Genomic DNA, 25,486 nt, shown 5'->3' with positions numbered 1-25,486 from the left:
GTAGTGACCGTTCGCGATCATAATCACCGCCATGAAAACACGATGGAAACCCAGCGTCACCGTAGCGGCTGTGATTGAACGCGACTTTGACGGCGTACGCAAATTTTTGCTGGTCGAAGAGGAAACCCGCGACGGTCTGAAATTAAATAATCCAGCCGGACACCTAGACCCCGGTGAGAACCCAGAACAAGCTTGCGCGCGTGAAACCCTGGAGGAGACCGCGTTTCACTTCAAACCCGAAGCCATTATTGGCGTTTACATGTCACGCTTTGAGCGCGCCACACCAGGCCAAAATGACATTGAGGACATCACTTATCTGCGTTTTGCCTTTTGCGGTCAGCTAGGCGCATTCGTACCTGGTCAAGCCTTAGACGAAGGCATAGTGCGCGCAGTTTGGTTAAGCGAAGCCGAAATCCGAGCCAGCACCGCCATGCACCGCAGCCCACTGCTCATCAAGTGTCTGGACGATTACTTGATAGGCCAACGCTTTCCCCTGTCACTGCTTACCACTGACGATTCGGTTTACGCCCAACATCCCGCGGCAATAACGACAACTCTTACGCCCGCGCTAGTGCCCGCGAAAAACCTCACCACCGTGCTTTAACAGCGCTTGCACAACTGAATTCCCGCAGCGCTTCTGGTGAAAGCCGCTGCAGGGATAATCCGGCAGATGGGAACAAGTAACAGAAAACGTGTGGTGGTCGGTTTAAGCGGTGGAGTCGACTCGGCTGTGACCGCTTGGATGCTTAAGCAACAAGGCCATGAGGTCATCGGTATCTTCATGAAGAACTGGGAGGATGACGACGACAGCGAGTTCTGCTCCTCCAACATTGACTTCGTTGATGCAGCTGCCGTAGCCGACGTGATTGACATAGAGATAGAACATGTCAACTTTGCGGCCGACTACAAAGACCGAGTATTTGCTGAATTCCTGCGTGAATATCAGGCTGGCCGCACACCCAACCCAGACATTCTGTGCAACGCAGAGATCAAATTCAAAGCTTTTTTAGACCATGCCATGCGCTTGGGTGCCGAAAAAATAGCCACTGGTCATTACGCGCGCGTCAGGCAAAACAGCCAAAGTGGTTTGTTCGAATTGCTCAAGGGACTGGACCCCTCTAAAGACCAAAGCTACTTTTTGCACCGTCTCAGTCAGGCCCAGCTTTCTAAGACCTTGTTTCCCATTGGAGAGATGCATAAAACTGAAGTACGCCGCATCGCCGCTGAGATCGGCTTACCCAATGCTCGTAAAAAAGACTCAACTGGCATTTGCTTTATCGGCGAGCGGCCCTTTCGTGACTTCCTCAACCGCTACATCGCCAAAGCGCCAGGCCCGATCAAAACGGATAAAGGCCGGGTATTAGGCGAGCACATTGGCCTATCTTTTTACACCTTAGGTCAACGCCAAGGCTTGGGTATAGGTGGCGTTAAAGCTAAAGGGGCTGACCTCAAAGCAGCCCAGGCCAAAGGTCTTCGCGGCGTGGGTGAGCACCAAGCTTGGTTTGTCGCTCGCAAAGACATGGACAGCAACACGCTGTGGGTAGTGCAAGGCCACGACCACCCTTGGCTGGCGTCAAACAGCCTGAGTGCACAAGACTGCAGCTGGGTAGCCGGCTCACCACCGCCTCAAGGACTTAGCGATCTAGCGGCTAAAACGCGCTACCGGCAAGCCGATGCGGCTTGCGATTTAAGTCAAATTATTTTGGCCGACGATATTAAAGCTATATCACTGTCTTTTGAGAAAGCCCAATGGGCCGTCACGCCTGGCCAATCAGCCGTACTCTATCAAGGCGATGTATGTCTAGGCGGTGGCGTCATTGCTGCCAGCCAAAATCGTTAATCGAAATCAAAGCGCAGTCTCAAGATAGGTGTAGATATAGTTCGAGCCGCCATTGACGTTACCCAAAAGACTGGAGGTGCCAAAAATGCCAGATCGATGCGATACGCCAACGCCTATAAATGTATTTTTCAGCGCACGCGAACCAATCAGGTCACCCAAGCTTACGTCGAGCGTTGGATCAAGATAGTTGAGCAAGCGAGAACCCGTCTTGCCGCTCTCAATTTCGGCATAAGGCACACGCTGCGCCGCGGATAAACCAACACCTAGGCCAAGACGCGTCTTGATTTTCTGACTCCAGGCAAAGCCTGAGTAGTAAGCCTTCATAAACAAGTCAAGTTGCAAACCATTGGACTGCAAGCCTCGGTCGCTATGATCTGTTAAGCCGACATAGCCAACGAAGTCCAGCGGCCAACCGTTCAATTCTTGAATAAAAGTTTTACCTATTTGAATGCCGGCAATACTGGTTGGATTGGCCGTATTTGTTGCAAAGCAACGCGCCGTCAGTATTTTGATGAGATGGCAACCATCTTCAGTTGCTTTGCCATACAAAGCTTTGAAATAGGTAGGCGATTCGTCTTGCGCCCATCCGCGCTGCTGAACGCCAAAGTTATAAGCCGCGCCAAAATACAAAGCCGGAATAACCCCCTTCTCCACTATCGGGCTAGCCTTGATGCCTTGACTAAAACTAGTCACCGAAACACCCCCTAGCAATTGCCAGCGCTGAGTTAAGTCATACGCACCATAAAGGCCTAACGTAGTGTTCACGCCAGCGCCAGGCATATAGCTTAAACGACCAGTTCTAGCCTCATTAGGTCTTACACCGTAGTAGTAATTATTAAGCTTTGCGTCGCGCATAGCGAAGGTAAGGCTAGGTCGCAGTGACCAAAGACCTGAACGCCACTGATAGCTATAACCGAGCCGCGCTTCATTACCTTTGGAGGTGTTGCCCGCATCGTGTAGAAATTCTGCATGCACAGTGCCCCAAGGCTGGGTGTTGCGGTATGACAAGCCCAAATCAATGCCGCTGTCACGGTTAGCCATTCCAACAAGGCTAGAGGGCAACCTATCAACTGGAAAGCCTTCAAGTCGTTGCTCAAGAAATAAATCCAAACGTTGAGCATTATCAGAAAATAGCTTAAGACCACCTCGGTTAGCGCGCAAGAAAAGAGTCTTACCTTCGTAAAGATAAAGCGGCAGCAGGTCAAAACGCACACCACCGTCCTTATAGGGCGAAGGCGCAGCCTGCGCCAACAGACCTAACCCGGCGCTACCAGTGGAATCAAGTACCTCGGTCAAGGGATCAACGCCAACACCAGCACGAGCAACGCCAGTGCTAACAAAAGCTGAAAAAATAATGGTTGTTAAAGATAGCGAATTGAGATTTGAAAAAGAAATCATCTTATAAATAGCCAGTTAGATTAAAGAATCGTATTGATAAATTAAAAAATCCTGTACAAATGTAAATCAAAATGTACGTAGCTAGACGAAACAAAGTAGCAAAAATAAAGCAGATTTCAATGTTTGAAATTAATATATTTATGATTTAGGCTCCCCGGCACAACTCAAATTATTAAATAAATAAACTAAAAATATTGACTTTGTATCTTTATTGCAGAAGCTTATTCATTTAGTAACCCAGCATGCAACCAACTCAATAAAGCAGTTACTCATACTTTTATGGATGCAAATCAATTACTAAAATGTTTGGGTATTGCAATGGGTCTTCCCGACTTGCGGTTTGACGAAAACGGTTGTACGCGTATGTTGTTTGACGGGAAAACAGCAGTAAGCATAGAACATGATCCGGAAACAGAAGCACTTCAAATCTACTCAATCCTTGGTCCGATTCCATCCCAGGAAAAAGAAAATATTTACCAACAACTTTTAGTAGGAAATCTTTTCTGCAATCAAACCTTGGGCGCAACGCTAGCGATCGACGTGACGCACCACGAAATAATTCTATGCAGAAATGTAAATGCCAACAATATCGGTAGCGAAGCCTTTGCGACCATTATTGAACAGTTTGTGGCAACAGCAGAAGCATGGGAGCTGAAGCTAAACAGCCCACAACAAGATGTGACAACAGAAATCACCACTAACTCAATTGATATGAATACAGCTTTTTGGCGCGCTTAAAAAAGTATTCACACTGATGAAATGAACTTCGTACAAGAGTAATTAAAAATTAACTATTACGAAAAATAAGGAAAATTCTATGAAGAGAGATTGGGCTGATGGTTATGTCTCGGATATCAATTACTCGTTCGGTTACTACCAAGAACTAGCACCCAGCTTCATTCAATTTGCATTACTTTTAAACGGCTACTCACCGCCAGCAACACACGGCAAATACAACTATTGTGAATTAGGATTCGGGCATGGAGTATCAGCCAATATATTCGCAGCAGCAAATCCACGCGGACAATTCTGGGGCACAGACATCAACCCCGATCACGCCCTTTTCGCCAGCAATATAGCCAACACATCTGGGATTTCTGCAAACTGGAAGGATTGCAGCTTCGAGGAATTTTTAGAACTAGACACACCACAATTTGATTTCATCACACTTCACGGCGTTTGGTCTTGGATAAGTCCAGCAGCGCAGCACACAATCGTTGAAATCTTACGTCGTAAACTTAAAGTAGGCGGTGCCGTTTTTCTAAGCTACAACGTGCTGCCAGGATGGGGGGCAGAAATGCCACTGCGAGAGCTGCTGCGCATGCACACACAATACGCATCACCGACAGGCACAACCACATCAAATAAAATAACTCAAGCTTTGAACTTTGCGCAAACCTTGAAGGAAAGCGGCGCGGCGTATTTCACAGAGCATCCCCAAGCAGCTAATCAATTACAAGACATGCTCGGAAGCGACAGCAGTTATCTCGCGCATGAATACTTTAATCGCTCATGGGAGATAACTTATTTTGCCGATCTAGCCGCGACGCTAGAAGCAGCCAAACTCACATTTGCCTGCTCTCTGCACGCATCAGATCTTTTGGGAGAGTTTCGCCATAAGCCACAGTTCAATGGTTTACTCGACAAAAATGCCAGTAATTTATTGCGTGAAACCGTCAATGATTACGCATTAAACAGGCGCTTTAGACGTGATGTATTTGTACGTGGCGCAAGACGATTATCTGAACAGGAAAGAAATGCACGACTGCTTGCACTAAAGTTCATGCCAGTCAAAGCGACCGAAGAAATCAGTCTACAGGCTAAAACACCATATGGCTCATTTACGTTATCTGAATCACTTTACAGACCTGTTATCAACGCATTTTCAAGTGTCATCAAACCCATAACTTTAAACCAACTCAGACAAGATCAAGAGGTTGCAACATTGAGCGTGAGCGACCTAGTAGAAGTAATAGGTGTAATGGTTGCAAGACAAGATATACATCCAATATTTGAAAATGAAGATTTTTCATACGCAAAAACACAATGTAAAAAACTCAATCAAGTAATTGCAGAGCGAGCACTTTATTACAACGATATCAAATATCTATCGTCGCCAGTAACAGGAAAAGCCGTTGAAGCCAATCGTTTTGAATTACTTTTTTGGCTTGCTTGGCAGGAAGGAAAACGAACACCCGAAGAGCTGGCAAAGCGAGGATGGGAATATTTTTCAGCCTTAGGTCAACCTATGGCGACTGCTAACGGCTTAATGAACACCGAACATGACTCGCTGACAGCCTTTAAAAATAACGCACATCGCTTCGTTGAAAAAATTCTGCCTCTTTGGCTTAAATTAGAAATACTGACGCACGACTTAAAAAATAAATAATAAAAATAAAAATAAAAATAAAAATAAAAATAAAAATAAAAATAAAAATAAAAATATTTAACATACCGCGGATTCAAGTCTGAAGTGCAACTTTGAAACTAACCGGACGGGTGGGTGAGATGTGAGAGCATCCAAGCTTCCCGACCACCAAGTCAAAGTTGCCCAGAATGATTTACACACACCTCACCCGTGACGAACGTTACCAGATTGCAATCCTCGTCAAAGCAAACTTCAATCAAAGTGAAATTGCAAAAATGATGGACCGTGATAAATCGAGCATCAGCCGTGAGTTGCGTCGTAACCGCGGTCTACGAGGCTATCGCCCTAAGCAGGCAAATGACAAAGCCCAAGAACGTAGACTTGCCTGCGCCAATAGTCCTAGAGTTGCTGACTCGACATGGGCTGTAGTGGAGGAAAAGTTGGCTGAGGCTTGGAGCCCCGAACAAATCAGCGGCCACCTCGAAGCTCGATGCCAACCCGGTGTTAGCTATGAGAGCATTTACCAGTACATCTACGCTGACAAACGCGCGGGCGGCAGCTTGCATAAAACACTGCGTTGCCAGAAGACGCGAAAAAAACGCAGCAGCGGCCGTGAACGGCGCGGCACCATCTCTCGCCAGGTCTCAATAGAACTGCGACCCGCCATCGTGCTTGAGCGTGCGCGCTTTGGCGACTGGGAGGCTGATCTGGTGATTGGTGCCGGGCAGAAGCAAGCCCTAGTGACGATTAACGAGCGTGTCTCTCGGTATTCAATAATTTTCCACGTGCCATTCAAAACAGCGCAAGCCGTAGGGGACGCGTTAATCACTTTACTTAAACCATTCGCTCATTGCGTGCACACACTCACGACAGATAACGGCAAGGAATTTTCTCAGCATGAACGAATAGCTTCTGCGCTGAGTGCAGATTTCTTTTTCGCCCATCCATACGCCTCGTGGGAGCGTGGGACAAACGAGAATATGAACGGTTTGATTCGCCAGTTTTTCCCAAAGGGGATGCGCTTTAATTGCATCACCGACGATGACATTGCTTTAGCGATGCACAGGCTCAATCATCGTCCTAGAAAATGTTTGGGGTATCGAACACCGCATCAGGTTTTTATGGAAGAGTTAAAGTCCAACTAACACGCTGTTGCACTTCAAGCTTGAATCCGCCCACCAATTCGCCGGTACCAATCGCTGTGCCGTTAGCTCGGATAGTTACACTTGCACTTAATGGCCGATCAAGACTTAAAGTTTGACCGACTTGCATTGCTTTTAAATCACTGAGCAATATGCTGCGCTGTCCTAAATCAAAACGCAGATCAATTCCAACTTCAGAAATGGGTGAAATATTGTGTTGATTCATATCCGATTCCTTGTCTAAAAACATGCGCAGATCTGTCACTTGCAGAGGCTCAATTACTTGCAAATCAAAATCTTGCCAACGCACGCGTACGCCGATATCTTCGTAACCCAACCAAAGCGATTGGTCTTGACCAATCCAGATATGGTCAAACAAAACGCTATCACCTAGCGCTAGTTCAGAGAGTGCTTTTGTTGTCAGGCAGGTTCTTCCAATTTCAACATTCAACACAATCGGCAAAGCGTCGACATCAATACGGTTATCTTGCATTGGCAAACTTGACATCAAACCCGCCATCAACATAAGGCCTAATGAATCAGTTTGAATCTGACCGTAGATACAGCCGCTCAGACTACTCAAGCTCAGCGCAAAGCATTGCGGCAGACTGCGGCTAGATTGCGGATTTTGCGCCAATGATTGAATTTGTAATTGACCCCGACTACACAGAAGCTGCATACAGGACAGATCTTCAAAAACCGTTTCAAGCAAGGCCGCAGCAAGACAGTCGGGCATGTCCGCAAGCGCCAATTCTGGAAAGCGTGCAGCCATCCAAGATTGGGCCGCACTGGCTGGTAAAACAATGTCAAAAGGTGCGCCCGCCCACTGCGCTTGCACCAGCCAATCGTCACTACTGAAAGTCGACTCATGCATGTGCATGGCCAAAAGCGGCTCAAGCGTGACTGTGCAGATTTGGTCTTGCAGTTCTATCTCCAACGCTTGAGCGCGTTGGACGATTAGGTTGCGGGCATCAACCTCGTTGCGGCTTAGCCTTAACAACGACAGCGGTAGAGGCGAAAAGTTTTGCGTCATGTGAAAGCTGTCCCAACGATTTCATACAAGCAAAGATCTTCGTCATCATCTGTTTGCACCCGAACAAGCACATCTTGCTTAAGGCGAGCGGCGAGTTGATTGGCCAAGCTTGGTGCGGCGCGGTTGAGCTGCAAACGAGACTGCTCATTGCTACAGACAAAATCCACCTGCAAACGCCCATCGATTTGCTGCACGGTTATGCTCACGCCTGGCAATGCATCGTCCTGAAGTTCTATGCGCACTTGTCGGTTGCCACTGCTGCCATCTCCCACCATCATTCGACCAAAGAGATGATCAACACGCCCTAACAAATTCGTCGCCATAACTTTTTCAGGTCTACCGTTCAGCGCGTATTGCGGCTGAAACAGCGCAAAGGGCTGAAGCATAACTTCTGCTGACTTGGGGCCGGCTGGACCAGGGCCTGCAGACCCAGTTGGTCCTAGTAACGCAGCTGAAGGCTTATCCTGATTTTTTTCTTTAGCAGCCATCAAGCTTTCAAAACGTTCTCGTGCGGTTGAATCGGCTTCTTCACGTGTTGATCCACTACCGCCCTGTTGATCTGAAAACCCATCTGTCGAGCGTTGAGCGCCAAAATCGGGAATAGATAAATTTAAATTAACTGACTTATCGTTGTTCATACATCCGTCCCATCAGCGTCAGCCCAACCATTCCGATCACGGCGCGTTTCATTCACCTCTTCAATTTCTGCATCTTCTTTGCGTTCGAGCTCTTTACTTATTTCTTCATCATTGGCCTGCGATAGCTCTACAAATTTTTGTTTCACACGCGAAGCTTCGGCATGCTTTTCTTTATCAACTTCTAATTTTTCTGCCTGCTGCGCGCGCTCTACTTCAGCAGCGTGCATAGCCTGCTCGTGTTTTGATTCTCGGCTGCGCAGATCAACCACGCTGTGTTGCACATTTTCTATATCGTGCAGTCTGACCACACGGCTGCACAAATCGGCATACAAAGAACGCTCATGTTCAGACGCGAAATCACGAAAATCATTTAATTTTTTTTCTGATTCTTTTTTTTGAATGACTGCCTTTTGCAAAATTGAACGCTGACGAAACATGGCCAGTTCAGCCTTGCTTTCGCGAAAGCTTTTAATAGCCAGAAGTTCCTTGAGGATAGTCATGCTGGGTTATCTACCTACTAAGGCCTGCAAGTCTCGCAGCGTCTGGTCCATGCTGGACTTTTCGTTTGTTGCCTGACGCAAAAAATGTTTGATCTGTTCTTGCTTGTCGATAGCCTCATCGGTAGTGGCATCACCGCCATGTTTATATTCGCCAATTTTCACGAGTAACTCAACTTCAGCATACTTAGCCATGAGTTCACGAAGGCGACCGGCGTTAGCTTTGTGCTCAGAACTGATGACGTTATTCATGACACGGCTAGCAGAGGCCAGAACATCAACCGCTGGGTAGTGATTGGCAGAACCAAGTTTGCGTGACAGGACGATATGCCCATCCAGAATCGAGCGAGTTTCATCGGCAATCGGCTCTGTCATATCGTCACCCTCGACCAACACGGTATACAGGGCGGTAATAGAGCCCTTGTCATTCATGCCAACCCTCTCCATAAGTTTAGGCAATATCGCAAACACACTGGGCGGATAGCCGCGCCGTGTTGGCGGCTCTCCAGCAGACAAACCAATCTCGCGTTGTGCGCGGGCAAAGCGGGTGACGCTATCCATGAGAAACAAAACTTTTTTCCCTTGATCCCGAAAATATTCAGCAATTGCAGTGGCAACGTAAGCGGCCTTGGCTCTTTCCATGGAGCTTTTATCCGAGGTCGCACAAACCACCACACTTTTTCGCCGACCAGCTTCACCGAGCTCATGCTCTAAAAACTCTCTGACCTCACGGCCACGTTCACCAATCAAAGCAATCACCGTTACATCGACTGCAGCGCCCTTAACCAACATGCCCATCAGCGTAGATTTACCACCACCAGCCGCAGCAAAAATACCCAAGCGCTGACCTTCGCCACAGGTCAACACACTGTCGAGAACACGCACACCCAACTCTAGCGGCTCAGTGATTAGGCGCCGCGTTAATGGGTCAGGCGCATCAGCAAAAACTGGGTAGAACTTATCGGCCTCCAAAGGCCCGCGCTCTTTCTCATCTAATGGACGTCCAAGACCATCGAGCACACGTCCCAATAATCCATAGCCGACAGGCACCCGGTGCGCACGACCCGTCGGAATTACTTCTGTTGCACCACTGATGCCATACATATCACCAATCGGCGTAAGCAAGGCGGCGTCTTTGACAAAGCCAACGACTTCAGCTTTCATCTCAAAATCTTCACCAGGATTTTTTAGCAAGCAAACCTCACCAATTTTTACCGTTGGTACTACCGCCTTGATGATGGTGCCGATTACCTGAATCACACGGCCCTTGATGCGCAAGGTTGGCGTGTCTTCTAAGGCCAGTGACATCATTTCAGTAATGTATTCAAATTCACGCATTTTTTGCCTGTTGTGTGAGCTAACTTAAACGCGACTTCCCAAGACTTTTTCGAACGCACGACGCAAAGCAGAAAGCTGGCCTTCCATGCTGGCTTCGACCATGCCGATATCGCTTTCAAGAATACAAGCGTCAAAGTTCAGCCGCGGGTCAGCAACGATATCTAAATAACCCACACCAGGGTAGTCAGACAGCAAGCTGCCAATCCGCTCCTTAACCAACGCTACCTGCTGAGGGTGAAGACGTAGCGTCATATGCTTTTGGTTTCTCACTACCGACAGTACATTTTTTACCGTCAACAAAATGCGCGCATTGTCGTCATAGTCGTCAATAATTTTTTGTACCGCCTGCATCACCAGATCGACCATGCGACTTTCAACTCGGCTGAAATAATCGATAGTTCGCGAAACGTTTTCAATCATTTGCTCGACCTGCTCAAGCCTTGCCGCCTCTTGACCTTCAAGATATCCACGTTGACGCTCATCCTCATAAGCTTGCTTAGCATCTTCACGAATAGTGTCAGCTTGTGCGCAAGCATCTATCACCGCCTGCTCAGCCGTGCGGAGTGCGACAAGCTCATGCGCACGTACTACTTTCACCGACGGATCTATGCCGATTGAAAGTCGGCGTAATGGAGTCAATGGATTGACGGGAAGGATGAAAGCCATTCTGGGTCTATAAAGTTAAGTGCTGAAATAGCCAACGCAAAAGACTGATGATCACTTTGAATAGGTGCGGCATCGAGTTGCGCTGGCAATCTCAATAATCCACGTTTACCGACAGCATCACTCGATCGCTCAAAAATATTCGCTAAAACCGCAGACCCGATTTGAGTTGCCTGCTCTGGTAAACGGGTGAAATCAACAGGCACAGATTTAATATCTTGTACTTCACAGCGTAGTGAAAAGTCCATTGCAGAAACGCCCAACACTTGACGCAATAAACCAACTTCTTCTCGAGAAATAGATTGGCGAAGACTGTGAGAAAGCATACCTAAACCGATATATAAAACGAGCTTTTGAAAAACTGAAACCGGCAAGGCGGCTAAAGGCAAAGCAGGATCAGATATATCAAGAATAGGTGAAAGCTGCTGCGAATTAAGTAGCCATCGTGAAATGTGACGGTGCAAGACCTCAGCGCGTATAAGGCGCGCACTCACCGGCGATTGAATATTCTCAAAGCAAACTTGCATGAGTGGCGGTAGTAAGGCCGCAGCCTGTGTTGAATGTAGACCCAGCGAGGGGAACAAACTTAACTTTAATACGTGCTCAGCAACTGCTTGGCCCAGCCATCCAATATCAACGCGTGGCTCGTTCATATTGGGTCTTTTGCAGACATAGCTTTATTTTGTGCGCGGTTAGGCCACCAAAACTTCCACGCCAAGAAAGCGGACAAACACACACTACCGAGTAAAAGCAATGCGATAGCTAAGAAAATGGGGATTGGCACACCTGGGGTTAAAGTTTCAGTATTAACTGGCGCACGGGTTTTGACGTTTGGTGCCCTAGGCTCGGCACCGACTAACACTATAGAAACTTTATCTGTGGTGAGCCCAAGAATACTATTAGTGACCAAGCGTCTAACTTGGGGCAAAACCGTATCAAGGTTATAGCCATCCTGATACTTAATAAAAATAGCGGCCGAGGACGGTAAATTAGGATCACCAGCGGCACCACGTTCCGGTAAAACCACATGAACACGGGCAACCAGCACACCATCAATCTGCGAGAGAGTAGAGCCCAACTCTTGGGACAAAGCGTATAAATAACGAGCACGCTCTTCAAGCGGTGAAGATATCAAACCTTCTTTTTTAAACACTTGCCCCATACCTGCAAAGCGCTCACGCGGCAAACCTTTGGCACGCAGCATATCGACGGCTCTGCCAACTTCTTCAGCTGGTATTGACACACCCACCATGCCCTCTTTACCAGGTGTCTTCTCCGATGCAATACCAGCATTTTGCAGCGCAGCCAATACCTCGTTAGCTTCTACTTCAGGAATACCGCCTAGTAACTCGACCTTGCTACTACATGCGAGCAAAAGCAAACTTAAAACACAGTAGACAAAACCACGCACCCAGCAATAATTTTTCATTGCAATTTCAATAGCTGTTCTAAATTTTGAGTTGATTTGGTCACAACCTTGCTAAATGCATCCCATTGAAATGACATTTCAGAAAGATGCATTTACAACTTGAGCATGTCAGATAAATTCATATCGCCTGTGTTGTCAAGCGTTCGAACTACATCTGCATGAACCTTTTTAAAATTATCAGAAAGGTTTTGCATACCAGCGAGAATGCCATCGCCCATGGTGGCGGGCGCAGCAACTACATCAGACAGCAAATCAGAGTTTTGGGTTGATGCGTTAATACGATCTAGAGAAACAGGGTTACCAACACCCGACGCCTTCACATCAGAAATAAGTGATGGCTGAGCTGCGCCACCGCTCATGATTGCAGAAAATTGTCGAGCGACTAAAGAATTCTGATCTATATCAGCACTAGTGTTTAGAGCAGATAGCTCAGACATATTGCTAGGCAACATCGCTGTATCTGGCACGCGTGCAGCAGCTAAATTAATACTACTGATATCCATTTTTAACATCTCCCAAAGATTGCTAACAAATACGCCCAGACATCAGTAAGCCAAGCCGACAATCACCCGCTGCTTCTAATGCTTTACGGCTTTCAGATGACCTACCCGCCAGCTGAAAAGCAAGCGCACGAAAAGCATTTAGCATTGCTAAATCTTCAGCACCAATCCGGCCAAGACCGCGCTCTAAAATTTCTATGGCAGATTCAAATTGCTGCGCATTCAGTAGCGCACATGCCCAGCCAACATACACATAAAGACCACTAGGCCGAATTTTCTCAAGTGCTGAAAAAATAATAGCTGCGCGTTTAACGTCTGTCTTTGCAGCAGCTAAAAATCCGATTTCAGTTAACAGGCGAATGTCTTTTGAATCAAGCAGCGCCAGCTCCCGATAACAATATATTTTTTAAAGCTTCAGCTTTTAAAAGAACTTTAGCTGTGTCTCCAAGCAAGCAACCATCTAACTGTTGATTATTTTTACCGGCTAATTCTGGTGAATCAGCAACTTTTAATTTACAAAACCGAATCAGCATATCAAGAGTTTGATGAGCCTCTGCATATTCGCGCTTCATTAGTAAACATTCAGCAATCGATAGCGTATGCGCTGCCTCTTCAGGATACAAACTAGCAGCCAAAGAAAATTGCTGTAGCGCCTCATCATATTTTCCAAGTTGGCGTAAACAAAATCCAAAACCGTATAAATATAAAGAATTGGTTGGGTTGTAAATAGTTAATAATGAAAAGAAACGTGCGGCTTTTTCTACATCATTTTTATTGACTGCATCCACTGCTAAAGAATAGATGACGTCACTTTCAACCGATGTCAGTCGACTACTTGACGGCAAGGCCTCTAAGTCATGCGCAAACTTCTGCATGAAATCTGGAGTGTCACCTGATTTGTTTGTTTGCAGCATAGGTGAAACCAATAGCTAAATATTACGATTTAAAGAACTAATGCTTGCATCCAAAGCCGCCACAATATCGCGCATTTTTGCAATGGTGTCAGCAACGATTTCTGCAGCTGCGCGATAAGCCTCGTCAGAACGCGCAACAGCCGTTTCACTTACTTTTGCCTTTGTGTCACTATTGACTTTCGCCTGATCAGCAGCATCGGCAGAATTGTTAAAAATAGCACTTCCACCAGAAGAAAATGCCGAACCCATACCACCAGCAGCTTGTGCGGAACTACTGTAACTAGCTGCGGCAAGACTTGGCGTTGATTGCTGCGCAGTGATAACATTTGTGGGATCACCCAGACGGGATATTTTTTCAGCATTTGCGCCCTCGACACCCTTTTTAAAAGCCGTTGTTGATAAACCAATCTGCGCTAAAGAACCTGCGCCTTGAAAAGCCGCAGCTGTCATTCCAGCTGCAAAACGCTCAGTCGCAGCATTTTTCATTTCTACGACGCTATTCTCGAGACTTTTTATTTGTTGTTGGAAATTAGCCTCACGCTGCATAAATGCAGAACTCTTCATAATCCTGCCTGTCTCATTAAAAAGTGCCATTAATGCAAAAATATCAGTCATGCTTTGATTTTTATTTTCATCCAGCTCTATTATTTTTTTGTTAACAGATTCCAAATCTGCTAATGTCTCTTCATTAGCAGATTGATATACGCTAAGAGGTGGTAACGATAAATTTTTGGAACTAGAAAAATAAGATTTAGTATTTTCATCAGGTGAGAAATTACTTGGATTTTCTGATTTTTTTGTTGGACTTGGATCACTCGTAGTTGATGTTTTATAACTTGATGACGTTGCAGAACTACTATTAGTTATCATGATATTTTCCCAGTTTTTACTAATTTAAATTAAACAGTATTAGGAGCTATATTTTTAGCTGTTTGTGAAATACTTTTACTATTTTCATTAATAATCGAACTAACTGCTTGGAATTGATCCATTAGATCTGAATAAAGTTTTTTCATATCTTCTTGACCGTCCATTAAGATTTTTTCTATCTTAATTGAGAAATTATCAAGTTCTGTTTTATCAATCAATGCCTTATCTGCATTTTTTGTATCAACAGCTTTTAGCCCCGTAATGACAGCAGTAGGTATGCCTAGTACGCCACTAAGAAGTGCGGTGCATCTTTGCACTAGCGCAGCAACAACAGTCGGTGAGAGAGCTGTTTTAGCAACCGTTTTACCCGTTTCAGAAGCAACTTCAGCAGCAGCTTTAGCAGCGCCAGAACTTGCAGCGCGGGCGACACTAACAGCCATCGCCAAGCCGGCAACAACTGTAAAAGTTGTCATCACAATAGCTAATTTAGATTTGTCAGCAGTAATGTGTCCAGCAATACCAGTCACAAACATTCCAAAAAATGCAGGATCAGCAATCATTAATGGTAAACCAATGGCACCGGTAACTATTTGTCTATCTCTATAAGAAAGTCCTAAATTGCCTAGTGCATCAAATACTAAAGTGGTTAATTCAAAACCTTTACCACCGCTAAGTTTAGAAATGTCACTTGCTAAACTTATACCAGCGCCCACCATACCCACAACGGCAACGAACATCAAAGGGGCGGCTAAACCACCCGTCATAACGACTGCCGCCACAGTCGCCACAACCGCTAAAGCTTTTATACAAACACCCAAGATGCCCATCCACTCACCTTTTTTTTCTGCATTTGCAGAATTTTTAGACCAATCTGCAATTTTCTGCATACATTTTTTATTAATGTCCTGCATTTTCTTTTGAGATACCTTGACACGTGTTTGTGCACAACTTAATTGCGCATCAGTTGATAAATTTTGCATAGCACCAAGCGCTATTGCAAAATCTTCTGGACTGAAATTAGTAGCGTCTGGCAACCATGGAATTCCCGAAGCTTTTGGATCAACCGTGCTTGGCTGCGCATTATTAGGATAGTCACTTAAACTGCCCGCAGCAGTAGACGCCGTACCTGCGGTAGAAGATCCATATTCTTGATTTGATTGCCGCGGTGGTTGCTGCGGTGATGTAGGATCAGTTCTCATTTAAAACTCCTCACGCAATATTTGAAGATTTAGAATAATTTTTAATAATGTCTAATCTGGCTTGGGCACGTTCTTTTAAGTCGATACGCTCTGGTGCCTGGCTTTGCTCAATGACTAACTCCAAACCTTGAGACGCTTCAGGAATATGACCTAGCGCAAGCAAACATTCGCAAGTGTGAAAAGTGGGCACTGGATCACTCATGTCCATTACTGAAACCAAGCTGTAGTAAGTGATAGCCTCTTCATAACGTTTTAGCATTTGTAAGCTAGATGCGAAAGCGCTGATGTAGCGGCTTTCCAAGTGGTTGTGCATGACCAGATAACCAAATATCTTCATTGCATCTTGATATTTTGTTTGGCCATAAAAACCATGGCCTAAAGCGTAGAGTGCCTCGTAACTACAATCTTCAAAACCAAGTAAATCACCCAAGGTAGCACCGTTAAGAATCAGCGGCAAGATGTCTTCTACCAAGGAGCCGCTCTCATCATTTGAATTAAATACAACTGACATCTTGCACTCCTGTTTTTGTGATTTACCAAGCTTATCTATTTATATTACTTTGAATTTTTTCGTTTTGCTCTTGGAATTTTTTCATGTTTCCTGAAGTTGCATCTGTTGAAGCTGTGTACTTACCAGTAGCAGATAGAAGCTCGATCATGTCTGTTTGAGAAATACTGGCTAAGTTATCAATCCTAGATTTCAAAGTAGTCATCGCATTATCAATCTGAAGTTTTGTAGTGTTGCTGTCGATACCGTTACCTTGCTTTCCAGACTCGACTTCGCGTTTGCCCTCACTATTAATACCATTTCCAGTTAATCCTAAACCAGCAGTCGAAGTACGAAGACCTGCATCTTCAAGCACATCGTTAGATTTTTGTTCTTTTGCATAACCACCATCAGTCCAACCTGAAATTTTATCTACCTTTGTAGTGGGAGACGAGTTAGCGGGAAATCCTGATGATAAATTTTGTAGCGCTGCATAGGTACTATTTAAATTAGCTAGCTCTACGTTTCTAGCCTGTGCTTCAGTCATCTTGATAGTGACTCTATCTTCAGCATTTTTCATTCGGTTCATATTGACCACGTATATGGCATCTTCAATTGACAGCTGACTAATGTCAACCGTCATCATGCTATTTACAGTTGCTGAGTTTACTGAGGTCATATAATTTCTTTCAATTTTTAAATATTTACTAAATAATTTTTTTATTTTTTCTAGATACATTCCCTGAATATTTAGAATTCAATTGAAGTCTTGATTTTTCTAAATCAACGTCTCTTTGAATCTCTTCATTATCTAAATCAATCATTTTTTGCATCGCGGATTCAAGTCTGAAGTGCAACTTTGAAATTAACCGTACGGGTGGGTGAGATGTGAGAGCATCCAAGCTTCCCGACTACCAAGTCAAAGTTGCCCAGAATGATTTACACACACCTCACCCGTGACGAACGTTACCAGATTGCAATCCTCGTCAAAGCAAACTTCAATCAAAGTGAAATTGCAAAAATGATGGACCGTGATAAATCGAGCATCAGCCGTGAGTTGCGTCGTAACCGCGGTCTACGAGGCTATCGCCCTAAGCAGGCAAATGACAAAGCCCAAGAACGTAGACTTGCCTGCGCCAATAGTCCTAGAGTTGCTGACTCGACATGGGCTGTAGTGGAGGAAAAGTTGGCTGAGGCTTGGAGCCCCGAGCAAATCAGCGGCCACCTCGAAGCTAGCCACCAACCCGGTGTTAGCTATGAGAGCATTTACCAGTACATCTACGCTGACAAACGCGCGGGCGGCACCTTGCATAAAACACTGCGTTGCCAGAAGACGCGAAAAAAACGCAGCAGTGGCCGTGAACGGCGCGGCACCATCTCTCACCAGGTCTCAATAGAACTGCGACCCGACATCGTGCTTGAGCGTGCGCGCTTTGGCGACTGGGAGGCTGATCTGGTGATTGGTGCCGGGCAGAAGCAAGCACTAGTGACGATTAATGAGCGTGTCTCTCGCTATTCAATAATTTTCCACGTGCCATTCAAAACAGCGCAAGCCGTAGGGGACGCGTTAATCACTTTACTCAAACCGTTCGCTCATTGCGTGCACACTCTCACGACTGATAACGGCAAGGAATTTGCCCAGCATGAACGAATAGCTTCTGCGCTGAGTGCAGATTTCTTTTTCGCCCATCCATACGCCTCGTGGGAGCGTGGGGCGAACGAGAATATGAACGGTTTGATTCGCCAGTTTTTCCCAAAGGGGATGCGCTTTAATTGCATAACCGACGATGACATTGCTTTAGCGATGCACAGGCTCAATCATCGTCCTAGAAAATGTTTAGGGTATCGAACGCCGCATCAGGTTTTTATGGAACAGTTAGAGTCCTATCAGCATACGGTTGCACTTCAAGCTTGAATCCGCCCATCATTTTTTTTTGTTCAACACTTAATAAACTAGTCATTTTTTGAAAATCAACAGCTACATTCATTCCTGTTGAATTGAGTATTTCTCTTCCTCTCTCTAATGCTGCTTGGGCTTGTTGAATGATTTCTTTATTTTTTGAAATAATGAGATCAATATTTGTTTCAGGCAGTGACATAATTTTTAATCCTAACTTTTACAAAAGAAAAATTAAATGCGATCGAAAAAGTAAAAATTTTCGTACACTTGCAAATTTAGTAACGGGTACTTTTGCACAGTTCCCGCTGTAAAAGTTAGCGCTAAAAATTTAACAATTGTTTATTCAAGCGGAATTTTTTAGGCGTTAGGTTTGAAGCTAAATTTATAGAAAATTTATATCGATTAAGCGTTGATAGACCAAAGCCTTGACGGCTTTAACAAAAAGTTGATTCGCTACAAATAGCTATTTTTTTGCAGCGTCGAAATGTTTATATCGTTAAAGATTAATTTCGAACTGGTTCTCTCGCAAGCGCTTGCGCAGAGTTGCTCTTGCGCGTGAGACGCGGCTACGCACAGTTCCAACCGGAATACTTAACATAGTTGCAGCCTCTTCATAACTTAAGTCATCAAGAGCGACCAAGAGAAGTACATCTCTCATTTCTACCGGTAATTGATTAATCTCCTTTTGCAGCATCCGAATCAACTGGGTCTGCGCGAGTTGCTCGCTAGGATCAGGATTATTGGATTGAATATCAGCTAAAGATTCATCGTCTTCAAAAATATATCGCCGATGCGGTGAGCGTGACAAATAGTTACGAACTAAATTCATAGCAATACCATATAGCCATGTTGATAGTTCTGATGCACCTCGAAAAGTGTCATAAGCCTTCACTGCTTCAACAAAAGCTTGTTGTGTCAAGTCTTCGGCGTCACTGCCGTAACCAATATTTTTAACGATGAATCTATATAAACGATTTTGATGATCGTTAACCAGCTGTATCAACAAGGCTTGTGAGTCAGGTTTAACTACAGGTGTGTCAACGGTATTGCTGAGATCGGTAATGTTATGCATGGCGTACTTCATTTAACATTCAGAAGCAATGACTAAGCCCTAACTGGCACGAGACAAAATCTATAAATTTAATAAATTTATTAAAATAAAATATATTCATAAATTATTCATATTTATGTTTATGTTCTCGATTAAGTCGTCTTTGACCAATATAAAATTCAAAAGGCTTAAACATGTGTATAAATTGAAAATCTCTCAAAATTTCACGATTTAATTAAGTTCACAAATAATCTTTATTGAGGTTTTTATTTGCAATAAAGACTATGCGTGCATTACACGTATCAGGTCATATCTTCATGTCTGAATAAGTTTGTGTAGCGCTTTAGCATCCTCAAAACTAGACGAGCTTTAAAGCTTCATCTAAGCTTTCTGCAGCTGCAAACAAGCTAAGAAAACCACTCATTTCAAAAACGTCTTTGACCATTTCTCGCATTTCCATCAGTACCATCTTTCCCTTACATGCACGTAATTTTTTACCCGTCAACAAAATTACACGTAAGCCAGCTGAGCTGATGTAGTCCATGCTGCTTAGGTCGAAAATAAACCGCTTGTTACCGGCGTCTATCAGTTCAAGAGCGGCTCGTTCAATCTCTGAAGAATTGGTGCTGTCCACTCGACCTTTTATTTTCAAAATAACCACGTCATCGCGTACTAGCTGTTCAAGAATCATAAATTGTGCCTCATAAAGTGACAGTATTAATTATTTATTGTAGGCGTGTACTGAGATGTACACACTAAATTTCATTCTTGTGATTTTTTTGACTACTAGTCCGTTCTATCAATCGCAGTTGCTGTGTCCGCGTCAAAGGACTTGACGTTGGTGATTCTGCAGTGATGTAGTGGTAGTTGAACCATATTCAATCGTCTCCATTCTTGATCTATCTTGATTCGTACTAAGACGTATTTTTGCGTCCTAATCTAAACTGCAGAACGCCGATCTCATCTTTTTTAAGCATAAGTTAGACAAGAATTTCCTTCACAGGTTTAAATCTAACTTTAAAAAAAAATGAAGCATTAGTCTTCGTGAAAAGTTTAAAACTTTTCCTATCGAACATGTTTAAAGTCATCTATCGCTATCCATAGCAGTCACAGCCAGGCTTCTGAACACGAGAGACATTGGCATCAAAGATAGGCTAATAAAATCTATCAAACATCAACTTAAAAATGTAAAAATTATCATTTTCTGATATGGTTATCGACTTTATTTTTTAAGTACGAGCATTAAGTCTAAGTTTCAAATTAACTTATATTTACCTTTAGTTCAGAAAATTTTTTCTAAGAAAAGTAATATTTTGAAAAATAAAATTAATGACTTTTGTCAAGGTAACTAGCCAAATAAAACCCACTCGACTTTTTAGGCGCGTTTACTTTTGTACCAACGCTTTTATAGTTTGTGCAACTTTTTTTCTATAATTTTTCCTGCACTAAAGCGAAATTTTTTATCAATCTAATTTTGAAATTTTTTTTCATATCTACTGAAGTTCACTTCTTTAATTTTAAAAAGTATCTTCTCTACAAAAATAAATGACTTTGTCTCAGGACATAAATTTTGGTGCTGAAACAAATTTATTGCTCGACGCTTACGCTTGCTTGTCTGGCTAACTTTCTTGACGATACTGCTAAACGCTGCGTATTTTTGTTAACCTAGTCTTGCTTATTAAGCGCTCACAGCATGTACAAGCTATTGGGTACGAGCGCGGTGCTCAGCGGCAGAATCAAGCCAATGATTACAAATTCAAGACTATGCTTTTCCGCATAGGCGAAATCATTTTGAACTGCATCGAAGGAGGTCAGATAAGTTTTTTTTCCCAGCGCATTAGAACGCGACAGTCGACACTCAAAATCGGTAAAGTTTACGCTCGCTGAGATTTGCAAGCACCGTGTTTCTAATCGCGCAGAGTCAGCAGTTTTACAAAAGGCGGATTCAAGCTTGAAGTGCAACCGTATGCTGATAGGACTCTAACTGTTCCATAAAAACCTGATGCGGCGTTCGATACCCTAAACATTTTCTAGGACGATGATTGAGCCTGTGCATCGCTAAAGCAATGTCATCGTCGGTTATGCAATTAAAGCGCATCCCCTTTGGGAAAAACTGGCGAATCAAACCGTTCATATTCTCGTTCGCCCCACGCTCCCACGAGGCGTATGGATGGGCGAAAAAGAAATCTGCACTCAGCGCAGAAGCTATTCGTTCATGCTGGGCAAATTCCTTGCCGTTATCAGTCGTGAGAGTGTGCACGCAATGAGCGAACGGTTTGAGTAAAGTGATTAACGCGTCCCCTACGGCTTGCGCTGTTTTGAATGGCACGTGGAAAATTATTGAATAGCGAGAGACACGCTCATTAATCGTCACTAGTGCTTGCTTCTGCCCGGCACCAATCACCAGATCAGCCTCCCAGTCGCCAAAGCGCGCACGCTCAAGCACGATGTCGGGTCGCAGTTCTATTGAGACCTGGTGAGAGATGGTGCCGCGCCGTTCACGGCCACTGCTGCGTTTTTTTCGCGTCTTCTGGCAACGCAGTGTTTTATGCAAGGTGCCGCCCGCGCGTTTGTCAGCGTAGATGTACTGGTAAATGCTCTCATAGCTAACACCGGGTTGGTGGCTAGCTTCGAGGTGGCCGCTGATTTGCTCGGGGCTCCAAGCCTCAGCCAACTTTTCCTCCACTACAGCCCATGTCGAGTCAGCAACTCTAGGACTATTGGCGCAGGCAAGTCTACGTTCTTGGGCTTTGTCATTTGCCTGCTTAGGGCGATAGCCTCGTAGACCGCGGTTACGACGCAACTCACGGCTGATGCTCGATTTATCACGGTCCATCATTTTTGCAATTTCACTTTGATTGAAGTTTGCTTTGACGAGGATTGCAATCTGGTAACGTTCGTCACGGGTGAGGTGTGTGTAAATCATTCTGGGCAACTTTGACTTGGTAGTCGGGAAGCTTGGATGCTCTCACATCTCACCCACCCGTACGGTTAATTTCAAAGTTGCACTTCAGACTTGAATCCGCGAAAACTTGTTGTCCATGAGGTCTGAATTACTTCAACTCAAACCAGCAACTGCACTAAAAAGTTAGACGACAGCCTAGCGGCTTGGTGCAACCGCTCACTTGATGAAACGTCTCACGTGCTGCTTGATGCACGCGATGAGCGAGTGCGCGAAGGTGGGCATGTTGTTGACTACGCGGTCTTAGTTGCGGAGGCGTCACAGCGAGTGGTCATCGTCGTGTGCTGGGCGTATCTGTTGCGCGTGCCTTGAGCAAAAGTACACTGCCGTGCATTTCGCTGTGGCTAAATAAAACGTGGTTTTATGATGGGCCAGTGGCATACGGTTTAAGGCTAAAAATTGGTGCGGCTGGCGGGGATCGAACCCACGACCCTTGGCTTCGGAGGCCAATACTCTATCCACTGAGCTACAGCCGCAAAGCCGGTGCGACGGCTGTCGAAGCAGTGCACGATTGATTCTAACAGCGGCAATAGCAATGCAAGCCGAACTCAACTTTCATTTGTATAGCCACCGCTATAATCCCAACATCTTTAAAGCCCGTGCCCGCAAGGGTCTTTGCCGGCCCAGAGCGAGTCTGATTCCCCTTATCCATTTGTTTTTGAGGACGCCATGAGCGCAAACGACCACAACACGGCCCACGAAGAAGCCCACAACGGCCCGATCAAAACACCTAAGCAACTTCTTGCTGCGGTTTTTTTCTCCTTCGTGATTCCGATATTCGGCATCATTGGCTTGGTTTACTACGTCAGTTCCGCCAACAAACCTGCAGGCACTGTCGATACACCTAGCGTGATGGCGCAGCGGATTGAAAAAATCGGTAGTGTTGAAATTCGTGATGCCAACCGTATTCTCAAAACTGGTGAAGAAGTCTACAAAGGCCAATGCGTAGCTTGCCACGCAATAGGCGCAGCCGGCTCACCAAAGTTTGGTGATGTTGCGGCATGGACACCGCGAATAGCTACTGGCTACGAAGCTTTGCTGAACTCAGCGCTCAAAGGCAAAGGCGCAATGGCCGCTCAAGGCGGTGGCGATTATGAAAATCTAGAAATCGGTCGCGCAGTGGTTTACATGACTGCTGCAGCCGGTGGCAAGTTTGCCGAACCAGTTGCGCCAACGCCGACAGCGGCTGCTGATGCATCGGCACCAGCTGTTGTCAGCATGCCTGCACCAATAGTTGTCGCGGCTGCGCCTGTCGCTGCTCCTGTAACCGCACCAACATCAGCTCTAGTTAAGGTTTCTAATGGCAATGGTGAAGCGCTCTACAAACAAGTTTGCATCGGCTGCCACGCAGCCGGTGTGGCAGGATCTCCAAAGTTTGGTGACAAAGTCGCTTGGGCACCACGCATTCAAACGGGTATTGATGCCATGACATCAAGCGTTATTAAAGGCAAGGGCGCTATGCCGCCAAAAGGCGGAGCCAATTCAGCAACGGACGCCGACATTCGCTCAGCCGTCGAGTACATGGCCAACGCAGCCAAATAAACCGTCACCCATAAAGGCGCTTAGTCGTCATTAAAAGCCGGCTTATTGCCGGCTTTTTCATGCGCTCTGTAATGCCTGTGGGCTGCGCACATAACCAAAGCGCTGCGGTAAATCTCTTGTCAGCAAGTCTTGCGGCACCCAAAGGCCAGACTCTAAAGCGTCGGCGGCGTTAAGCATGTCTAGCGAATGCACGAGTCCAAAACCAAGTTCTGTCTCTAGATAAAGTCGACCATGCTCATCAACCACGCAGCGCTGCGCACGCACAGTTTGACCGGTATGCGAGCTAACCTCAAAATCAGGCGCACTGCCTATGCGCCAAATAAAGGGCGTGGCTTCAAGTTCAACGTAAACCCGCTGCGGTCCGTTTTGAAAAAACCACTGACCTTTTAGCGATCCCGCATCTTCGCATTCGTAATTTCGTTGAATGAAACTGATAAGCTTTTCATGCTCTAAAAGCGAGCCTTTGCTGGCTAACTTTTGTACTGGGTCTACGCCTTTGAGTGGGTTGCAAAAAGCACCAGCGGCTTGCGCATTGTCGTCACGTAAATACCAGTTACCGCGCGCATCTAGGCCCAGCCAACCGTAGCAATGCGGAACATTTGGCCATTTGGCAATCGCTGCCTTGACGATTTCATCCATGATTTTTTCCTTGTAACAACTTATGCCGTTGATGATTGTGAGTAGCGCTTAGCCAACTTAAAGATGGGCCGCAAAAAAGCTTGCGACCGCCTCGGGCATGCTGCGCACATGGCCGGGAAAAGGCGAAGAAGGGAAGCCAACATGACCGCCTTGATCAGGTTGCCAAAGACTAACACTGGCGCTAACTTCAGACGCATTGGGCAGACTGTTAGTTGGCACAAACGGATCATTGCGTGCATTCAAGGCTAAGGCCGGCACGTCAATCCCCATCAGATACGGTTTAGCTGAAGCGCGGCGCCAGTAGTCATCGGTATTTAAAAATCCGTGCAAGGGCGCAGTCACAACATTATCGAATTCGTAGAGGTCGCGCGCAGCCAGTAGCGCCTTGCGATCAAACAAACCTGGATGCTGGTCTAATTTTTGTAAAGCCTTGGGCCGCATGCTGCTGAGAAACATGCGGGTATAAACCAAACGATTAAAACCGCGCCCTATGGCGTGACCACTGGCAGCAAGATCTAGCGGTGAACATACGGAAGCTACGCTATTAACAACATGCTTAGCAGTAGCGCCAAACTCACCCGCCCAGCGCATCAAGGCATTACCGCCCAACGAAACACCGACAGCCAACAACGGACCGTTATGGGTGACGCGAAAACGGCGTAGCATCCAGTCGATTTCTTCAAAATCACCAGAATGGTAGGCACGCGGCCCGTGATTTAACTCGCCCGAACAGCCTCGAAAATGAGGCACAGCACAAGCCCAGCCGCGCGCACGAGCGACCTCAGCAAATGCCTGTGCGTAATGGCTAGACGATGAGCCTTCTAGCCCATGAAACACCACCAATAGAGGTACACCGCCAGCCGCATTGTGGGTAGCAAAATCGACATCCACAAAATCCTTATCCGGTGTGCTCCAACGTTCACGCGTGAACTGCGGTGGTAAACCATCAAAGCGCTGCGCGGCCTTGGCGGCCCAAATAGTCTGTAGATTTCCACCCGGTAACCACCATGGTGCGGCGTAAGTCATAGGCTGATTCATAACCGCTGTGCTGACAGACTCTAAGGTCAAGTTGTTCA

General features: G+C 45.6%; 28 protein-coding genes and 1 tRNA gene. 8 read left to right on the top strand and 21 right to left on the bottom strand.

Features of this window, described 5'->3' with window-relative positions:
- The first annotated feature begins 31 nt into the window (after nucleotides 1-31).
- Together HC248_RS01130 and mnmA are read left to right on the top strand one after the other, a co-directional pair.
- The gene (locus HC248_RS01130; RefSeq protein ID WP_168920886.1) at nucleotides 32-604 is read left to right on the top strand and encodes an NUDIX hydrolase; all 573 of its coding nucleotides are present in this window, start codon (nucleotides 32-34) and stop codon (nucleotides 602-604) included.
- A gap of 66 nt (nucleotides 605-670) precedes the next feature.
- Nucleotides 671-1,840, top strand: a complete 1,170-nt coding sequence (mnmA, locus tag HC248_RS01125) for a tRNA 2-thiouridine(34) synthase MnmA (RefSeq protein WP_168920885.1) — start codon at nucleotides 671-673, stop codon at nucleotides 1,838-1,840.
- A gap of 6 nt (nucleotides 1,841-1,846) precedes the next feature.
- On the opposite strand, the gene HC248_RS01120 is transcribed toward mnmA, so the two are convergent.
- Nucleotides 1,847-3,238 carry a MipA/OmpV family protein gene (locus HC248_RS01120; protein ID WP_168920884.1) on the bottom strand — a complete coding sequence of 464 codons (1,392 nt, stop codon included), beginning with the start codon at nucleotides 3,236-3,238 and terminating at the stop codon, nucleotides 1,847-1,849.
- Nucleotides 3,239-3,517: 279 nt separating this feature from the next.
- Between HC248_RS01120 and HC248_RS01115 the strand changes: the two genes are divergently transcribed.
- The 3 genes from HC248_RS01115 (at nucleotide 3,518) to HC248_RS01105 (ending at nucleotide 6,751) form a co-directional block, all read left to right on the top strand.
- Complete coding sequence (locus HC248_RS01115) at nucleotides 3,518-3,976, top strand: type III secretion system chaperone (RefSeq protein ID WP_168920883.1); 459 nt, start codon at nucleotides 3,518-3,520, stop codon at nucleotides 3,974-3,976.
- A 79-nt stretch (nucleotides 3,977-4,055) separates the two neighbouring features.
- Nucleotides 4,056-5,627: a class I SAM-dependent methyltransferase gene (locus HC248_RS01110; RefSeq protein WP_168920882.1), complete on the top strand. Its 1,572-nt coding sequence runs from the start codon at nucleotides 4,056-4,058 to the stop codon at nucleotides 5,625-5,627.
- 167 nt (nucleotides 5,628-5,794) lie between these two features.
- Nucleotides 5,795-6,751: an IS30 family transposase gene (locus tag HC248_RS01105; RefSeq protein WP_168920698.1), complete on the top strand. Its 957-nt coding sequence runs from the start codon at nucleotides 5,795-5,797 to the stop codon at nucleotides 6,749-6,751.
- On the opposite strand, the gene HC248_RS01100 is transcribed toward HC248_RS01105, so the two are convergent.
- The 13 genes from HC248_RS01100 to HC248_RS01035 all read right to left on the bottom strand — a co-directional run bounded on the left by HC248_RS01100 (nucleotide 6,726) and on the right by HC248_RS01035 (nucleotide 17,055).
- The gene (locus tag HC248_RS01100; protein ID WP_168920881.1) at nucleotides 6,726-7,781 is read right to left on the bottom strand and encodes a FliM/FliN family flagellar motor switch protein; all 1,056 of its coding nucleotides are present in this window, start codon (nucleotides 7,779-7,781) and stop codon (nucleotides 6,726-6,728) included. The two genes, HC248_RS01105 and HC248_RS01100, sit on opposite strands and share 26 nt — an antisense overlap.
- Nucleotides 7,778-8,419, bottom strand: a complete 642-nt coding sequence (locus HC248_RS01095) for a flagellar hook-length control protein FliK (RefSeq protein WP_168920880.1) — start codon at nucleotides 8,417-8,419, stop codon at nucleotides 7,778-7,780. The genes HC248_RS01100 and HC248_RS01095 overlap by 4 nt, the downstream gene beginning before the upstream one ends.
- Nucleotides 8,416-8,919 carry a type III secretion system stalk subunit SctO gene (gene sctO, locus HC248_RS01090; protein ID WP_168920879.1) on the bottom strand — a complete coding sequence of 168 codons (504 nt, stop codon included), beginning with the start codon at nucleotides 8,917-8,919 and terminating at the stop codon, nucleotides 8,416-8,418. The genes HC248_RS01095 and sctO overlap by 4 nt, the downstream gene beginning before the upstream one ends.
- A 6-nt stretch (nucleotides 8,920-8,925) precedes the next feature.
- Entirely contained in the window at nucleotides 8,926-10,254 is a 1,329-nt protein-coding gene (gene sctN / locus HC248_RS01085; protein ID WP_168920878.1) for a type III secretion system ATPase SctN, read from the bottom strand.
- A gap of 24 nt (nucleotides 10,255-10,278) precedes the next feature.
- Nucleotides 10,279-10,920: an HrpE/YscL family type III secretion apparatus protein gene (locus HC248_RS01080; RefSeq protein ID WP_168920877.1), complete on the bottom strand. Its 642-nt coding sequence runs from the start codon at nucleotides 10,918-10,920 to the stop codon at nucleotides 10,279-10,281.
- The gene (locus tag HC248_RS01075) at nucleotides 10,890-11,570 is read right to left on the bottom strand and encodes a SctK family type III secretion system sorting platform protein (protein ID WP_168920876.1); all 681 of its coding nucleotides are present in this window, start codon (nucleotides 11,568-11,570) and stop codon (nucleotides 10,890-10,892) included. Before HC248_RS01075 ends, HC248_RS01080 begins: the two co-directional genes overlap by 31 nt.
- On the bottom strand, nucleotides 11,567-12,346 hold the full coding sequence (gene sctJ, locus HC248_RS01070) for a type III secretion system inner membrane ring lipoprotein SctJ (RefSeq protein WP_168920875.1): 780 nt from the start codon (nucleotides 12,344-12,346) through the stop codon (nucleotides 11,567-11,569). The genes HC248_RS01075 and sctJ overlap by 4 nt, the downstream gene beginning before the upstream one ends.
- 92 nt (nucleotides 12,347-12,438) lie before the next feature.
- Nucleotides 12,439-12,849 carry a hypothetical protein gene (locus tag HC248_RS01060; RefSeq protein ID WP_168920873.1) on the bottom strand — a complete coding sequence of 137 codons (411 nt, stop codon included), beginning with the start codon at nucleotides 12,847-12,849 and terminating at the stop codon, nucleotides 12,439-12,441.
- Between the two features lie 368 nt (nucleotides 12,850-13,217).
- Nucleotides 13,218-13,760 carry a tetratricopeptide repeat protein gene (locus HC248_RS01055; protein WP_168920872.1) on the bottom strand — a complete coding sequence of 181 codons (543 nt, stop codon included), beginning with the start codon at nucleotides 13,758-13,760 and terminating at the stop codon, nucleotides 13,218-13,220.
- 15 nt (nucleotides 13,761-13,775) lie between these two features.
- Nucleotides 13,776-14,630: a hypothetical protein gene (locus HC248_RS01050; RefSeq protein ID WP_168920871.1), complete on the bottom strand. Its 855-nt coding sequence runs from the start codon at nucleotides 14,628-14,630 to the stop codon at nucleotides 13,776-13,778.
- 29 nt (nucleotides 14,631-14,659) lie between these two features.
- Nucleotides 14,660-15,829, bottom strand: coding sequence for a type III secretion system translocon subunit SseC family protein (gene sctE / locus HC248_RS01045; protein WP_168920870.1), 1,170 nt, complete (start codon nucleotides 15,827-15,829; stop codon nucleotides 14,660-14,662).
- Nucleotides 15,830-15,839: 10 nt separating this feature from the next.
- Entirely contained in the window at nucleotides 15,840-16,340 is a 501-nt protein-coding gene (locus tag HC248_RS01040) for a SycD/LcrH family type III secretion system chaperone (RefSeq protein ID WP_168920869.1), read from the bottom strand.
- Nucleotides 16,341-16,371: 31 nt separating this feature from the next.
- On the bottom strand, nucleotides 16,372-17,055 hold the full coding sequence (locus tag HC248_RS01035; RefSeq protein WP_168920868.1) for a hypothetical protein: 684 nt from the start codon (nucleotides 17,053-17,055) through the stop codon (nucleotides 16,372-16,374).
- A 195-nt stretch (nucleotides 17,056-17,250) separates the two neighbouring features.
- Here HC248_RS01035 and HC248_RS01030 point away from each other — a divergent pair, with 195 nt between their 5' ends.
- Nucleotides 17,251-18,231, top strand: coding sequence for an IS30 family transposase (locus tag HC248_RS01030; protein WP_168920864.1), 981 nt, complete (start codon nucleotides 17,251-17,253; stop codon nucleotides 18,229-18,231).
- Here HC248_RS01030 and HC248_RS01025 read toward each other — a convergent pair.
- The 4 genes from HC248_RS01025 to HC248_RS01010 all read right to left on the bottom strand — a co-directional run bounded on the left by HC248_RS01025 (nucleotide 18,182) and on the right by HC248_RS01010 (nucleotide 22,193).
- The gene (locus tag HC248_RS01025; RefSeq protein WP_168920867.1) at nucleotides 18,182-18,415 is read right to left on the bottom strand and encodes a hypothetical protein; all 234 of its coding nucleotides are present in this window, start codon (nucleotides 18,413-18,415) and stop codon (nucleotides 18,182-18,184) included. The genes HC248_RS01030 and HC248_RS01025 overlap by 50 nt on opposite strands.
- A 297-nt stretch (nucleotides 18,416-18,712) precedes the next feature.
- Complete coding sequence (locus tag HC248_RS01020) at nucleotides 18,713-19,288, bottom strand: RNA polymerase sigma factor (protein WP_238342684.1); 576 nt, start codon at nucleotides 19,286-19,288, stop codon at nucleotides 18,713-18,715.
- Between the two features lie 337 nt (nucleotides 19,289-19,625).
- The gene (locus tag HC248_RS01015; protein WP_168920865.1) at nucleotides 19,626-19,958 is read right to left on the bottom strand and encodes an STAS domain-containing protein; all 333 of its coding nucleotides are present in this window, start codon (nucleotides 19,956-19,958) and stop codon (nucleotides 19,626-19,628) included.
- A 1,254-nt stretch (nucleotides 19,959-21,212) separates the two neighbouring features.
- Complete coding sequence (locus tag HC248_RS01010; RefSeq protein WP_168920864.1) at nucleotides 21,213-22,193, bottom strand: IS30 family transposase; 981 nt, start codon at nucleotides 22,191-22,193, stop codon at nucleotides 21,213-21,215.
- Between the two features lie 126 nt (nucleotides 22,194-22,319).
- On the opposite strand from HC248_RS01010, the gene HC248_RS17925 reads away from it, so the two are divergent.
- Nucleotides 22,320-22,541: a transposase gene (locus HC248_RS17925; protein WP_168923604.1), complete on the top strand. Its 222-nt coding sequence runs from the start codon at nucleotides 22,320-22,322 to the stop codon at nucleotides 22,539-22,541.
- A gap of 88 nt (nucleotides 22,542-22,629) precedes the next feature.
- On the opposite strand, the gene HC248_RS01000 is transcribed toward HC248_RS17925, so the two are convergent.
- Nucleotides 22,630-22,705: transfer RNA gene (locus HC248_RS01000), tRNA-Arg, on the bottom strand.
- Between the two features lie 193 nt (nucleotides 22,706-22,898).
- On the opposite strand from HC248_RS01000, the gene HC248_RS00995 reads away from it, so the two are divergent.
- A complete protein-coding gene (locus HC248_RS00995; RefSeq protein WP_168920863.1) occupies nucleotides 22,899-23,771 on the top strand; it encodes a c-type cytochrome in 873 nt (290 codons plus the stop codon).
- Between the two features lie 57 nt (nucleotides 23,772-23,828).
- Here HC248_RS00995 and HC248_RS00990 read toward each other — a convergent pair whose 3' ends face one another.
- Together HC248_RS00990 and HC248_RS00985 are read right to left on the bottom strand one after the other, a co-directional pair.
- Entirely contained in the window at nucleotides 23,829-24,410 is a 582-nt protein-coding gene (locus HC248_RS00990; protein WP_168920862.1) for a DUF2946 family protein, read from the bottom strand.
- Between the two features lie 57 nt (nucleotides 24,411-24,467).
- Nucleotides 24,468-25,436: a YheT family hydrolase gene (locus HC248_RS00985; protein ID WP_168923603.1), complete on the bottom strand. Its 969-nt coding sequence runs from the start codon at nucleotides 25,434-25,436 to the stop codon at nucleotides 24,468-24,470.
- Between the last annotated feature and the right edge of the window lie 50 nt (nucleotides 25,437-25,486).

Source organism: Polaromonas vacuolata (genome assembly GCF_012584515.1).
Lineage (GTDB): Bacteria > Pseudomonadota > Gammaproteobacteria > Burkholderiales > Burkholderiaceae_C > Polaromonas > Polaromonas vacuolata.
This window is presented reverse-complemented; position numbering and strand designations above follow the sequence as displayed.